Source organism: Haloferax gibbonsii (genome assembly GCF_001190965.1).
Taxonomy (GTDB): domain Archaea; phylum Halobacteriota; class Halobacteria; order Halobacteriales; family Haloferacaceae; genus Haloferax; species Haloferax gibbonsii.
The window spans coordinates 1,104,152-1,117,293 of sequence record NZ_CP011947.1; the positions used below are offsets into that span (position 1 = coordinate 1,104,152).

A 13,142-nucleotide genomic window follows, 5' to 3' on the forward strand; every position below is an offset into this window, starting at 1 on the left:
CCGGTATGCGACTCACGAGACGACGAGCCCTCGCCGCCGCGACCGCCGGACTCGGACTGCTCGCCGGCTGTACCGGCGACGACGCTGGAGAGACGGACGACGAGACGGAGCCGACTGGGCCCGCGACCACAACCGCGACGACGGCGTCTCCGGAGACGGCCACGTCGCCGGACACGACGGCGACGCCGACACCGACCGAGTCGCCAACGTCGGTGACCGAGTCGCCAACGCCGACGAGCGAACCGGCGTCGGACGACGGGTCCGACCCGCTCGTCACCATGGAGAGCGTCGCCTTCTCGCCGATGCGGCTGTCGGTCGAGTCGGGGACGACGGTCACGTGGGAGAACAGAGAGGCGCTTCGGCACAACGTCCGCGCCGCGAGCCTCGACGACGCGGCGGCCGACTGGTCGTTTCAGTCCGAGACGGTCGGCCGCGACGGGCGGGTCACCTACCGGTTCGACGACCCCGGCGTCTACCAGTACGACTGCGGCGTCCACGGCTCGAAGGCGATGTGCGGGGTCGTCGTGGTCGGCGACGCGAGCTACGACGACACGCTCCCCTGCGAGTGAGTCGGAGGACGTCGAGACACGGGGAACCGGAGACAGCTACGCCGCGTGCTTTTCTATCTCGCCTTTGAGCGACGCGGCGTCGAAGTCGTGGTCGGGCCGGATGTTGACGAAGTCGAGGAAATCGACGGCGTCCAAGAGCGCGTTCACCTCGTAGGAGTCGAGCGCCGCGGCGACGGCTTTCTTGGGACCGACGAGCGGTTCGAGCGCCGCCAGCCCGCAGGCGAGGTCGTACGCGCGGGCGTCGCGCATCCCCTCGTCGTTGACGTTCGTCGCGTCGATGAAGTAGATGCCGTCCTCGCGGACGAGGACGTTCTCCGCCCGGAGGTCGCCGTGGGCGAGGTGGTTGTCGTGCATCTCCGCGAGCGCCGCGAACAGCTCGGGCGCGAGCCGTTCGACCTCCTCCCGCGGGGCGGTGTCGAGGGTGTGGAAGTTCGGCAGGTATTCGAGGACGAGGACGCCGAGGCCGTCAACCTCGAACGCCTCGACCGGCGCGGGCGCTTGCAGGCCGATGTTTCGGAGTCGCTTCGTCGCTTCGAGTTCGTGTTCGGCCATCTCGAGCGGCGTCCCGAAGTGGCCGAAGAAACCCTCCGTCCCGCTGGAGAACGCGCCGAGGTTCCGCCCGGTCGTGAAGACGGCGTGGACGAGCGAGTTCTGTTTGGAGATGACCTTCACGAACCACTCATCGTCGACGACCATCGGGGTCGAAAGCCAGTTGTCCGCCTCGAGAAATCGGATGTGGAGGGTGTCGCGGTCGTATCGCCGGGCGAGTTCGCGGGCGACCGTCTCCAGACGCGGCCACCCGAGGCGGCCGCGGACGAGCCGACGGAGGTCCATGCACCCCCGTAAGACGAGGGGCGGCTTAACCTCGTGGGCCTACGCCGATTCCTGTCGGACAGTCAACACGGGTGCGTCGGAGCCGCGGACGACGCGCTCGGCGACGCTGCCGATGAGATAGCGGTCGATGCCGCTTCGGCCGTGGGTGCCCATCACGACGAGGTCGATGTCCCGCTCGTCGGCGTGGCGGATAATCTCGCTCGCGGGCGTGCCCTCGCTGACGACGGTCTCGACCTCGACGCCGGCCTCGCGGGCCCTCTCGGCGACGCGGTCTAACACCTGCTCGCCGCTTTCGAGGAGCGCCTCTCGGACCCGTTCGAGCGAGAGCGCGGGCGCGGCGTAGCCGACCTCGCGCACGTCGGCGACGTAGAGCGCCACGAGCGTCGCGTCGTAGGTGCGGGCGTGTTCGATGGCGTGGTCCAAGGCGGCGTCGGCGCAGTCGCTTCCGTCGGTCGGAAAGAGGATGTGGGAGTACATACGAGAGCCTCGGACCGCGGCGCAAAAAGACCCGGACGCCTATTCCCACGCGGTGAGAGCGGACCAGCCGGGAATGGTCGGTCCGAAAGAGGTCGACCGCCCCCGGTTCGCCGCCCGCGACGGCACAATCCTTCATGGTCGTTCGATTAGTTTATGTCCGACACGGCGATAGTTGGTCGCATGGACTTCGACATCCCGGCCGAACACCGGATGATTCGCGACACCGTCCGCGAGTTCTGCGAGGAAGAAATCGCCCCCATCGCGCAGGACATCGAGGACGAACACCGATTCCCCGCGGAGGTATTCGACCAGTTGGCCGAGTTGGACGTGATGGGCGTCCCCATCGACGAGGAGTACGGCGGCCTCGGCGGCGACCAGCTGATGTACGCCCTCGTCGTGGAGGAGCTCGGTCGCGTCTCGGGCGGTATCGGCCTGTCGTACGCCGCCCACGTCAGCCTCGCGTCGAAGCCCATCGAGCTGTTCGGCACCGACGAGCAGAAGGAGCGCTGGCTCACGCCGCTCGCGACCGGCGAGTACCTCGGCGGCTGGGCCCTGACCGAACCCGGTTCCGGGAGCGACGCCAGCGACATGGACACCGTCGCGGAGCGGGACGGCGACGGCTACGTCATCAACGGAACGAAGCAGTTCATCACGAACGCGAGCGTCGCCGGCTCCGTCCTCGTGAAGGCCGTCACGGACCCCGGCGCGGGCTACGACGGCATCTCGACGTTCATCGTCGACCCGGAGAACGACGACGGCTTCGAGGTGACGACCGAGTGGGACAAGATGGGCCTCAACTGCTCGCCGACCTGCGAGCTCTCCTTCGACGACTGCTGGGTTCCGGAAGACCGACTCCTCGGCGAGGAGGGCGAGGGCTGGAAGCAGACGATGAAGACGCTCGACGGCGGCCGCATCTCCATCGCGGCGCTCTCGGTGGGACTCGCCGAGGGCGCGTACGGCCACGCGAAATCGTACGCCCAAGAGCGCGAGCAGTTCGACCGGCCGATTGCGAAGTTCGACGCCATCCGCGACAAACTCGTCTCGATGCACCGCAAGACCGAGCGCGCGCGACTGCTCACCCACAAGGCGGCGACGCGGTACGACGCCGGCGAGCGGGTCAGTCGAGAGTCCGCACTGGCGAAACTCGACGCCTCGGAGGCCGCCCGCGAAGTCGCCGAAGACGCGGTGCAGGTGCTCGGCGGCTACGGGTACACGACCGACTTCGCCCCCCAGCGGTTCTACCGCGACGCGAAGCTCATGGAAATCGGCGAGGGGACGAGCGAGATTCAACACCTCATCATCGGTCGCGAACTCGGACTCTAGGGACTCGTCGAAGCCGTCCTCTTCTCACTCCGAGTCGGCCATCACCGACAGCCGGGCGACGTACGAGAAACTGCGGACGTGGTCCTCTTCGGTCGGCGCGTCCTCGAAGTCCGAGGGGACGGTAAAAGAGACGACGCGCTCGCGAATCGCGTCGTGGGGGCCGTCGCCGATCCAGCCGATATCGCGGTAGTACGACGCCATCTCCAGCGCGCCGCGGCCGCCCAATCGCTCGACGAGGTGCACGCACCACTCGAGGAGCACCCGCTCGGCCCGCGGCGTCCGCGGAATCTCGTCGAGAAACGGCTCGCCGTCCGACGTGACCGCCGCGGTCGTCGCGAGCAGGCGCTCGTGGGCCACGTCGCTCCACGTCCGATTCGTCGGCGCGTCGACCCAGTCGAACGACCGGTCGCTGGTGTCCCGACGGGGTCCGGGTCCGCTCGGGCCTTCGGCGACGTTGGGACGACGTGACTCGCGCGGCATCTATCCCTGCGTGTGCATCCATCCGAATTAAGCGTTCGGGCGAACGTCCGAATATCGACATTTCTGCGCCGCGCGAGAACCGTCGGTGTTCCCCGTGATGTTATCTCTGATAATGTAACCGACCATTCAGTGAATGAAGGCCTTATTAAGGCGTACGAGGCGCTCGAACCGGCCGCTCGTCTCTCAACCGAAACCAAGTATCAGCGTTGATAGAGAGGGCGAACCGCTTAAGTTCAGAAACGGATACACGTTTGATATCGCTCCGATGTGACACTCATCGGAAAGAATAGTTCCAGAGACTCACAGATGCGCACCACGACCAACCCATGACCAGCGTTGGGCAGTTCCCGTACGCGTACGCGCTGTTCGCCGCGGGCATCCTCGCGGGGGTCGTGACGCTCGTCGTCCTCGGTCGGTTCCGACTCTACTCTCGGCGGGTCCGCCTCCCGTTCGCGCTCCTGACGCTCTCCGGAAGTATCTGGGCCACCGCGTACGGCTTCGCCTTTCTCGCGACGACGCCGGGTGCCGAGTTGTTCTACGCGTATCTGGCGTGGGCCGGCGCGGCCGTCCTCCCCACGATATGGCTCGTCTTCGCCCTCGTCTACGCCGGCGAGGACCAACTGCTCACCACCCGGATGGTCGGCTTCCTCGCCGTCGAGCCCGCCGTCGCAATCGCCCTCGCGCTGACGAACCACTCCCACGGACTCCTCGGGTCCTCGCTCGACCTCTGGGCGGCCAGCGCACCGGACACCTCTGGAGGAGCCGGTCTGCACCTTCTCGTCCCGCCCGGTCCGGAACTCCTCTTCGTCGTACACGTGATTTACGGCTCCGGCGTCGCCCTCACCGGGCTGACCGTCATCGGAAAGACGTATCTCCGGAGTTCGAGCATCCATCGACGACAGGCCGGGTTCCTCGTCGTCGCCGGGCTCATACCTCTCGCCGCACTCGCCGGTGAGTTCTTTTTCCCGATTCGAATCAACCCGGTTCCCCTCTCTATCGGCGTCAGCTCGGTCGTCGTGCTCTGGGCGCTCTTCAGACACCAGCTGTTCGACATCACACCCATCGCCCGCGACGCGATTCTCTCGGAGATGCGGGACGCAGTCGTCGTCCTCGACGAACAGGACCGAATCGTCGAATCGAACGGTGCCGCCTCGGAGCTCCTAGAGCGGCCGGTCGACGAGTGCATCGGCGAGTCGGTCCTCGAAAGCGTTCGCGTTCCGGCCGAGGTCCGGACGGTTCTGGAGGGTCGAGACAGGGCTGAGGCGGTCGTCGAAGACGGAGGCACCTGTCGTTACTTCGAGATCCGTTCCGAGGCGGTCGGCGACCAGACGCACGACCGCGCACTCTTGCTCGTCTTCTACGACGTGACGGAGCGCCGGCACACCGAAGAGGAGTTCCGCGCGCTCATCGAGAACTCCCGGGACGTCATTACCGTCCTCAACGAGGACGGCGAACGGACCTACACGAGCCCCTCGATGACCGAGGTGCTCGGCTATCAGACCGACGCGCTCGTCGGCGAGTCGGTGCTCGACCTCGTCCACCCCGAAGACAGAGAGCGGGTCGCCGGCTGCCTCGACGAGGTGATAGCCGGCGACTCTCCCGTGCGCTCGGAGTTCAGAATCCGCCACAAGAACGGCGTGTGGCGGCGGTTCGAGACGGTCGGTGTGAACCTCCTCGACGACCCCGCCGTCGACGGCGTCGTGTTGAACTCGCGGGACGTGACCAGTCGCCATCGCTACGAACAGCGCCTCCGGGTGCTGAATCGCGTCCTTCGACACGACCTCAGAAACGACATGAACGTCATCCTCGGCCACGCGGACCTCCTCCTCGACGAGCGCATCCCCGCCGAGTCGAAAGACCACGCTCGAACGATAAAGCGGAAGGCGTCGTCGCTGGTCGAACTCGGCGAGCAGACTCGCCACATCGACACGACGCTGACCCGCGGGTCGTCCGGAATCGAACCCGTCGAGGTCGTCGAGCGCATCGAGGCGCAGTTGGACGACATCGAGTCCGATTACCCCGAGGCCATCGTCCACCGGAGCCTCCCCGACGAGATGTGGGTCTCGGCGGACGACCTCATCGAATCGGCCATCAAACACCTCATCGACAACGCGCTCGAACACAACGACCGCGTCATTCCGGAAGTCGGCGTCACGGTCGAGCGGAGGGCGACCTCGACCGACTACGTGGAGATTCGAATCGCCGACAACGGGCCGGGCGTCCCCGACGCCGAGCTCTCCGTCCTCGAATCGGGGACCGAGACGCCGCTCCAACACATCAGCGGGCTCGGGCTCTGGTTGGTCCAGTGGATAATCGACCGCTCGAACGGTCGGCTCCGGTTCGCGGAGAACGACCCCAGGGGAACCGTCGCAATCGTCGGCCTCCGGAGCGCCGACCGAGCGGTCTCCGTCGGCGACGGCGGAACGGTGGCGACCGAGTCGGAGACGGACTGAGTTACGCAGCGACTGGGTGAGTCGAACAGAAAACGAGACGACCCGAGAGCCGAGCGTTCAGGCCGCGTCGCGGAGCCGCACCGCGAGTCTGTGTGCGCCCTCGGCCGCGGCGGTCACCGGGTCGTCGGGGACGACCACGCTCACCGGGCGGTCGAGTTCCGCGGCGAGACGCGCTTCGAGTTCCTCCACCAGTCCGGGAATGCACGCCATCCCGCCGGAGACGACGAGCGGGCGTGCGCGAGCGAGCTGATAGGTTTTCATGTGCGAGCTCGCCAGTCGCGAGAAGAAATCGCAGAGCTCGGCGACCACGTCGTCGAGATACTCGTCCAACGGCTCCATCACGCCCCGTTCGACGGTGAACTCGTGCGCGCCCTCGCTCCCGCGTTCGACCGCGTCGGTGAAGGGGTCGACCCCGCCGAAGTCGGCGCGGGTCTCCTTGTACTCGCGGGCGGTGGCGGGGTCGATCGCCACTCGCCCGCCCGTCTCGGCTTCGACCGCCTCGGCGATGCGCCGGTCGACGCGGTCGCCGGACGCCTCCGCGGAGACGAACGGGAGTAACCGCTCTCCGCGTCGGTACGCGCACGCTTCGAGGTTCGTCGCGCCGAGGTTGAGAGCGACGAAGACCTCGTCGACCGCCTCGATTCCGTCGCCGAGCGCCGGAATCGACGCGCACAGCGATTCGGGGAAGCCTCGCGCGAGCGCCTCACCGATGCCGCACTCGCCGACCGCGGTGCCGAAGTTCGCGAGGCCGACATCGTCGTCGACGGTCGGCATCGCGTACACGACGGCGCTCTCGGCGGGGAGGTCGTGTCGCGCGCAGAGTTCGCGGACGAACCGCTCGAACGACTCGGCGTCGCGGGCGGTCGCCGGGACGCCCGAGCGGAGCATGAACTCGACTCGCTCGGGGGACTCCCGGACTGTCTCTCCGCCGTCGTGGACGCCCTCGTCGCCGGCGGGCGCGTCTTCGCCGTCGGTCAGGCGCGAGGGGAGGTGAACCGTCCTCGCCGCGTCGCCGTCGTCGAAGGCGAGCGCCGTCCGGGCGCTCCCGAACTTGACGCCGACGGCCGTCGGCACGTCGGTCTCGTCGGACTCGGAGGTCACACTAGCGTCGGTAGCGGCGGCTGCGTCGTTCGTCATGCGGTATCAACTCGGTTCGGACTCGGCGGGCGGGTGGTTCGCGCAGTCATGGTATACACTCGGTTGTCGGAAGGAGAGACCGTATTCGAGACCCGTCGGTCGGCGTCACACCATCGAGGAGAGACGTGCGACGTAGACCAGACTCAGCAGGTGGTCGTCGACGTCGAGGTCGGTCGGTTCGTCGACGTCAGCGGAGAACCCGAGGAGGTAGTCCCGGAGCGTCTCCTCGACGCCGGGCGTGACCCAGTCGACCGTCTGGTAGTACCGGAGGGCGTCCATCGCCCGCTTGAACCCGCCCTTGAGGACGAGGAACTCGAGCCAGTCGAAGACGACGCGTTCCGCGCCGTACTTGTCCGGCAGCGAGCGGAGGTACGGCTTTTCGACGCCGTCTTCCTCGTCGCGAGACTGGTGGACGAGCAGGTGTTCGAGCTGGCTCGACCGGAGGGCTTCGGACGCCTCCTGTCGGCTCCGGTCGAAAAGCGGGTTGTCGAACCGGAACGGACTCCGGTCGTCGAACCGGCCGTCATCGAATCTGCCGTCATCGAATCTGCCGTCGTCGAATCGGCTGTCGTCGAACCGGCCGTCACCGTTCCGTCTGGGCCGTGGGGCGTCACGCGCGATACGTCGAAGTTCGTCTGGGTCGTATTCGTCCGGGTCCAAGTACATAGGTCACCTCGTTGGGGACGGCACGACTCCCCCGAGTCCCCCGACTCAGGGCGGCGGAGAGCGCGGAGCGCTGTCCGCGGTGTCACACGCGATATCGTACCGTTTCGGTGAAAGCATTCGAAGGAGGCGACATAAATCTATTCGAGGCGCTATCAGAACTGATATCTCGGGTGGAGGGTCGAACCGGCTTCGGTCGGTTCTCACGCGTCGGCCGCTTTCGGTTCCCTGCTCGCGGGCGGCGCTCGACGCAGTTGAGACGGCCGAGAGACAGGAGAGACGGTCGTCGAGCCGAACTTCGGCCGGTGACGCCCTCAGAGAACGTGGTTGCCGCTCTTCGCGCTCCGAACGCGGAGGTCGCCGGTCTGGCTGTCGAGCTCCAACGAGCGGCCGTGGGAGCCACCGACGTCTTCGGCGACGACGTCGATGCCGAACCCGTCGAGCGTCGTTCGCGTCGCGGCGACGTTTCTATCGCCGATACTGCCGTCGCCGTCGGCCGAGGTGAAGTCGAACATGGTGCTTCCCCCGGCGATTTTCGCGACGACGCGGTCTATGTCCGCGCCGGCGGCTCGCATCTCCGAGAGCAGGAGTTCGATGCCGGTGTCGACGAACTTCGCCGGCTCGCTGCCGTCGTCCGCCTCCGGGAGCATCGCGTGTGCGAGACCGGAGACGCCGGTCTCGGGGTCGTACAACGCGACGCCGATACAGGAGCCGAGACCGCTCGTGGTCAGCGTGCTCTCGTCGCCGGAGACGGCGTAATCGGCGATTCCGACCTTGATTCGACCGGAGCGAGCCGCGGGCGTGTCCGTGGTGTATACTTGCATTACTGGGTGCCTCTACGGAGGGTTCACGCGGCGGGAGAGAGCTTCCTGAGCGCCTTGCGCAGCTCCGTCTCGTCGGGGAGCGCGTAGATGTCGCAGGTGAACTCGTCGTCGTCCGTCCGGATGGTCGAATCGATGAGGAACGCGTACTCCTGAGACTGCGCGAGGTCGGTCGCGAGCGGGTCGATGATGGCCGACCCGATGTCGTGGACGTGCTTCGGCGGCGAGATGTCGATGGTCGTCTCGAGCGCGTTGGCCCAGCCGTCGAGGAAGCCGGAGGTGGTGATGTTGCCAATCTCTTGAATCGCGCTCTGGCGCATCGCCTCGTCGCCTTCCATGCCCGGCAGGAGGCTGCTCGCGATGTTCTCTGCCGACGGCTCGTCGAAGAGGATGGCGATGTAACCGCTCGGCGTCCCGCTGAACTCCAACACGACGCCGCGGCGGACCGCGTCGGTCAACGACATGGGGACGCCCTCGATGGGGACGAAGCTCAGCCGGCTCACCTCGACGGTCGTGTCGATGCCCGTCATCGCCGTGATGTCTTCCGAGGCCTGGTTCGCGCCGTCGTTTATCATCTCGGAGAAGGCGGCGAACGACTCGACCGGGAGCGCGCCGTCCTCGCCGCTCGCCTCGACGATGGTCCCGATGGACGAGGCGGTCGGCACCATGTACAGGTCGAACTCGATGGCGTTGTCCGCGGCCTCCAACTGGTTACGGAAGACGAGGACGTGCTCGTCGTCGCCGCCGTTCTCGAACCCCTCGGCGTCGACGTGGTCGAGCGGGCCGTCGTTTTCGTCGTCGACGTAGGTCGGCGTCGTGATGTCGACGGTGGTGTCGAGGTAGTCGGCCCAGCCGTCGATGAAGCCGCCGAGCATGATGTTCGCAACCTCCTTCAGGCTACTCTCGGCGAGTTCACCCTCGGCGTCGGTGGCGTCGATACCCGGCATCAGCGCGTCGACCAGACGCTCTGCGGACTCCGGCGAGAACGCCAACACGGTGTGACCGTCCAACCCGCCCGAAAAGCCGATGTGGACGCTCACGAGGTCGCGCTCGGCGAACTCGTTTTCGACGTCCGCCTTCGTCCCGAGTTCCACCTTGGTGACGTTGACGTACGTGTCGATGCCGGCGAGCGTGGTCAGCGAACCCGCGGCTTTCTCCGCGCCCGAGTGGGCGAGCCGACTGAACGTGCGAAGCGACCGGACGTCGAGATTCATGCCTCTGCCTGAATCACGTCGGCGATAGCCTGGAGCACGTTCGGCTTCTGGAACGGTTTCGTGATGTAGCCGTCTGCCCCCGCTTCGACCGCTTCGCGCATCTTCTCTTCCTGTCCGACCGACGTGCACATGATGACCGATGCGCCGGCGTCGAGCGACTTGATTTCTGACGTCGCTTCGATGCCGTTTCGAATCGGCATCACGACGTCCATCGTGACGACATCGGGTTCGAGTTCGCGGTAGAGTTCCACCGCTTCGACCCCGTTTTCGGCCTCGCCGACGACTTCGTGTTCACCCTCGAGGAGCTGTTTGAGGAGGTTCCGCATGAACGCAGAATCGTCCACGACCAGTACCTTGCTTGCCATACCTCCAGATTTCCGAAAATCACACCATAAACCCTTCCTCCCCATTATCAAGGATGATACGGCATTGGACGGGCGGTTCGCCCGCGTCACATCGTGTCGCCCGGAGATTCGGGAGCTCCGATGCTCGAACCGGAACCTGTCACCGTCGCATCATCGTCGACGCGGCGGGAACGAAGCGCCGGTCTCTTCGACGGCGTCGAGGAGGTCACCGATACTGTCGTCGCGGTCGAGTCCGTTCGCGGTCGCGAGCGCCTCGACGGCCCGACCGGGATAGGTGACCTGTACCTCCGAGGCTAAAAGCAGGATGCCGAGCACCTCGTCGGGCGGCGTATCGGGGCTGCCGACAGCGTCGGCGTACCACGAGAGAAACGAGTTGACGACCTCGGTCACGTCGTCGGAGACGGTCTCGTGGCGGGTTACCTCGCCATCGACGAGGGCAGTGGTGACGAGCGCGTGGTCCGCGTTGACTGCCCCGACGCGCTCTGCGAGCAGTCGGCGGGCGAGCACGGCCCGTTTTTTCGGGTCTTTCGGGAGGACGAGTTCGGGAGCGCCGGTGTTCCGGTCGCTCTCTCCTCGCTCGCCGGTCGGCTCGGAGTCGGATTGGGTCGCTCCGTCCGGACCGGGCGGTCGGCGGTCGTCACCGTCACCGTCACTGCCCCCGTCGTCGACCGGCGCGGGCGGCCTGTTTTCTCCCGTCGAGATGACGTACCGGCCCGTGTCGAGCGCCGCGACGTGCTCGTCGCGGCTGATATCCAGTTCGTCCGCCCCGACGACACCCTGTTCCCGCGGGTGATTGGGAGGACGTTCGTCCTCGTCGTCCATCGGCGAATGCTCGGTGCCGTGGCATATAATCCCATCGTCACCGGGCGTGACAGACTCACTACTATGACTGAGAACGTGGCAGAGAGACAACCAACACATTGACAAGCGGTGCGTTCCGATAAATTTCCATCTATGGAGTCTGACAGGACCCTTTCCGCACTGGGGAACGAATACAACCCTGATATCCTCCGTGCCGCGGACGAACCGCACTCGGCACAGGAGTTCAGCGAGATGCTGGATATCCCCATCGCGACCTGTTATCGCCGAATCGAGGAACTGACGGCGGCGGGCCTCCTCGAACTTCACGACCGGGTTCTCTCCGACGAGCACCGCCGGACGAACGTTTACCGCCGCGAAGTCGACGAAATCGTCGTCCGCTTCGAAGGCGACGACTACACGGTCAGCGTCACCGAGCGCCCGGAGGTGAAGAACAAACTCGACGACGTGTGGCGGAAGATTACGCAGGACTGAACCGCTCCGGCTCCGGACTCTTTTCTTATATTTCCTGAGGTAAGTGTCGACTAGCGTCTCGCGTGAGCGTGCGAAGAAGTTTACTTATCGACGTACCGGCCGTGTGATATCATTCTTGATATTGGGGGCCGTAGCGTTATGTAGCACCTCTCCAAGTTGACGAGTGACGGTTCCCCGCTCCCCGCTGAGTGTGGGACCAAACCCACGAAACTCATGTTCGAAAACATCAAAGAAGACCGGGGTCAGGTCGGTATCGGGACCCTCATCGTCTTCATTGCGATGGTTCTGGTCGCCGCAATCGCGGCGGGCGTCCTCGTGAATACGGCTGGCTTCCTGCAAGCTACCGCCGAGGACGCTGGACAGCAATCTGTGAACAAGGTCACCAACCGCGTCGACGTCGTCAACGCGCACGGGCTGGTCAACCAGTCCGGTGAGGAACGCACGGTCGACCAAGTCTTCCTGACCGTCCGCCTCGCGGCCGGTTCCGGAAGTGTCTCTCTTGAAGACACGACGGTCAAGTACCTGAGTGAGACGACCGCGCGGACGCTCACCTACAACGACACCGTCAACAACGCTGACACCGCAGACCCCGCTAACCTGACGACGGGGAACAACTTCACCGCGGGCGTCCTCGAGGACAGCGACGGTTCGTTCGAGGTCCTCAACGAGCAGTCCGACCGCGCTGAGATCGTCATCAACACCTCGACGGTCGAAGGCTCCTCCGCCAACGGAACGGCGACGGGCCAGACGGTCAAGCTCGACATCACCAGCCGCAACGGTGGCACGACGCAGGTCATCCTGACGATGCCCCAGCAGCTCGCGGGTAAGGACGACAACGACCCGATCGCGCTCTAAGGAGATTCATATGTTTAACAAGATTACTGACGACGACCGCGGTCAGGTCGGTATCGGTACGCTCATCGTCTTCATCGCGATGGTTCTGGTCGCCGCAATCGCGGCGGGCGTCCTCGTGAACACGGCCGGCTTCCTGCAGGCGACTGCCGAAGACGCCGGTGAGCAGTCCGTGAACAAGGTCACCAACCGCGTCGAAGTCCTCAACACGCACGGAACGGTCGGCGGAGAGGCTGACATCGACAACATCACGCTCACCGTTCGTCTGGCGGCCGGCTCGGACGCGGTGGACATGAACGAGACCTCGATTAAGTACCTCAGCGGTGACAGCGTCGAGACTCTGACTAACCAGACGCAGTACGACGGCGACGGGACGGAGCCGAACCCCGACGCCGATGAGTTCGGTCTCACCGAGGTCACCGACGACGACAGTTCGTTCGGTGTCCTCAACAGCATGAACGACCGCTACGAGGTCAAGATCGACACCGCCGCCATCGAGGACAGCAACGGTGACGAGACCGACCTCGTCGGCGGCCTCTCGACGGGCGAGCAGGTCACCCTCGAAATCACTTCCCGCACGGGCGGTACGACGCAGGTCATCCTGACGATGCCCCAGCAGCTCGCGGGCAAGACGCAGGGCGAACCGGTCGAACTGTAACCC

At 65.7% G+C, this 13,142-nt stretch carries 15 protein-coding genes; 6 read left to right on the forward strand and 9 right to left on the reverse strand.

Annotated features, from left to right (window positions below; all coding sequences use genetic code 11):
• Positions 1-5 precede the first annotated feature (5 nt).
• Positions 6-569, forward strand: coding sequence for a cupredoxin domain-containing protein (locus ABY42_RS05845; RefSeq protein WP_050458931.1), 564 nt, complete (start codon positions 6-8; stop codon positions 567-569).
• A 36-nt stretch (positions 570-605) separates the two neighbouring features.
• On the opposite strand, the gene ABY42_RS05850 is transcribed toward ABY42_RS05845, so the two are convergent.
• Both ABY42_RS05850 and ABY42_RS05855 read right to left on the reverse strand, forming a co-directional pair.
• Positions 606-1,403 (reverse strand): RIO1 family regulatory kinase/ATPase domain-containing protein, encoded by a 798-nt coding sequence (locus ABY42_RS05850; RefSeq protein ID WP_004977379.1) that lies wholly within the window; start codon positions 1,401-1,403, stop codon positions 606-608.
• Between the two features lie 39 nt (positions 1,404-1,442).
• The gene (locus tag ABY42_RS05855; RefSeq protein ID WP_050458932.1) at positions 1,443-1,880 is read right to left on the reverse strand and encodes a universal stress protein; all 438 of its coding nucleotides are present in this window, start codon (positions 1,878-1,880) and stop codon (positions 1,443-1,445) included.
• Between the two features lie 180 nt (positions 1,881-2,060).
• On the opposite strand from ABY42_RS05855, the gene ABY42_RS05860 reads away from it, so the two are divergent.
• Positions 2,061-3,203, forward strand: coding sequence for an acyl-CoA dehydrogenase family protein (locus tag ABY42_RS05860; RefSeq protein WP_004977376.1), 1,143 nt, complete (start codon positions 2,061-2,063; stop codon positions 3,201-3,203).
• A gap of 24 nt (positions 3,204-3,227) precedes the next feature.
• On the opposite strand, the gene ABY42_RS05865 is transcribed toward ABY42_RS05860, so the two are convergent.
• Entirely contained in the window at positions 3,228-3,683 is a 456-nt protein-coding gene (locus ABY42_RS05865; protein ID WP_050458933.1) for a FlaD/FlaE family flagellar protein, read from the reverse strand.
• A 326-nt stretch (positions 3,684-4,009) separates the two neighbouring features.
• Here ABY42_RS05865 and ABY42_RS05870 point away from each other — a divergent pair, with 326 nt between their 5' ends.
• Positions 4,010-6,136: a histidine kinase N-terminal 7TM domain-containing protein gene (locus ABY42_RS05870; protein WP_050458934.1), complete on the forward strand. Its 2,127-nt coding sequence runs from the start codon at positions 4,010-4,012 to the stop codon at positions 6,134-6,136.
• Positions 6,137-6,193: 57 nt separating this feature from the next.
• Here ABY42_RS05870 and ABY42_RS05875 read toward each other — a convergent pair whose 3' ends face one another.
• From ABY42_RS05875 to ABY42_RS05900, 6 genes are all read right to left on the reverse strand, one after another.
• Positions 6,194-7,273 (reverse strand): hypothetical protein, encoded by a 1,080-nt coding sequence (locus ABY42_RS05875; RefSeq protein ID WP_050458935.1) that lies wholly within the window; start codon positions 7,271-7,273, stop codon positions 6,194-6,196.
• Positions 7,274-7,378: 105 nt separating this feature from the next.
• The gene (locus ABY42_RS05880; protein ID WP_050458936.1) at positions 7,379-7,939 is read right to left on the reverse strand and encodes a FlaD/FlaE family flagellar protein; all 561 of its coding nucleotides are present in this window, start codon (positions 7,937-7,939) and stop codon (positions 7,379-7,381) included.
• Positions 7,940-8,250: 311 nt separating this feature from the next.
• Complete coding sequence (locus ABY42_RS05885) at positions 8,251-8,760, reverse strand: chemotaxis protein CheD (protein WP_004977367.1); 510 nt, start codon at positions 8,758-8,760, stop codon at positions 8,251-8,253.
• 23 nt (positions 8,761-8,783) lie between these two features.
• Positions 8,784-9,971, reverse strand: a complete 1,188-nt coding sequence (locus tag ABY42_RS05890; protein WP_050458937.1) for a chemotaxis protein CheC — start codon at positions 9,969-9,971, stop codon at positions 8,784-8,786.
• Positions 9,968-10,336, reverse strand: a complete 369-nt coding sequence (cheY, locus tag ABY42_RS05895; protein ID WP_004043735.1) for a chemotaxis protein CheY — start codon at positions 10,334-10,336, stop codon at positions 9,968-9,970. The genes ABY42_RS05890 and cheY overlap by 4 nt, the downstream gene beginning before the upstream one ends.
• A gap of 150 nt (positions 10,337-10,486) precedes the next feature.
• On the reverse strand, positions 10,487-11,158 hold the full coding sequence (locus tag ABY42_RS05900) for a DUF7500 family protein (RefSeq protein ID WP_050458938.1): 672 nt from the start codon (positions 11,156-11,158) through the stop codon (positions 10,487-10,489).
• A 132-nt stretch (positions 11,159-11,290) separates the two neighbouring features.
• Here ABY42_RS05900 and ABY42_RS05905 point away from each other — a divergent pair, with 132 nt between their 5' ends.
• The 3 genes from ABY42_RS05905 (at position 11,291) to flgA2 (ending at position 13,139) form a co-directional block, all read left to right on the forward strand.
• Positions 11,291-11,629 (forward strand): ArsR/SmtB family transcription factor, encoded by a 339-nt coding sequence (locus tag ABY42_RS05905; RefSeq protein WP_004043733.1) that lies wholly within the window; start codon positions 11,291-11,293, stop codon positions 11,627-11,629.
• Positions 11,630-11,842: 213 nt separating this feature from the next.
• Positions 11,843-12,484, forward strand: a complete 642-nt coding sequence (flgA1, locus tag ABY42_RS05910; protein ID WP_004977363.1) for a flagellin A1 — start codon at positions 11,843-11,845, stop codon at positions 12,482-12,484.
• 10 nt (positions 12,485-12,494) lie between these two features.
• A complete protein-coding gene (flgA2, locus tag ABY42_RS05915) occupies positions 12,495-13,139 on the forward strand; it encodes a flagellin A2 (RefSeq protein WP_004977362.1) in 645 nt (214 codons plus the stop codon).
• Positions 13,140-13,142 lie beyond the last annotated feature (3 nt).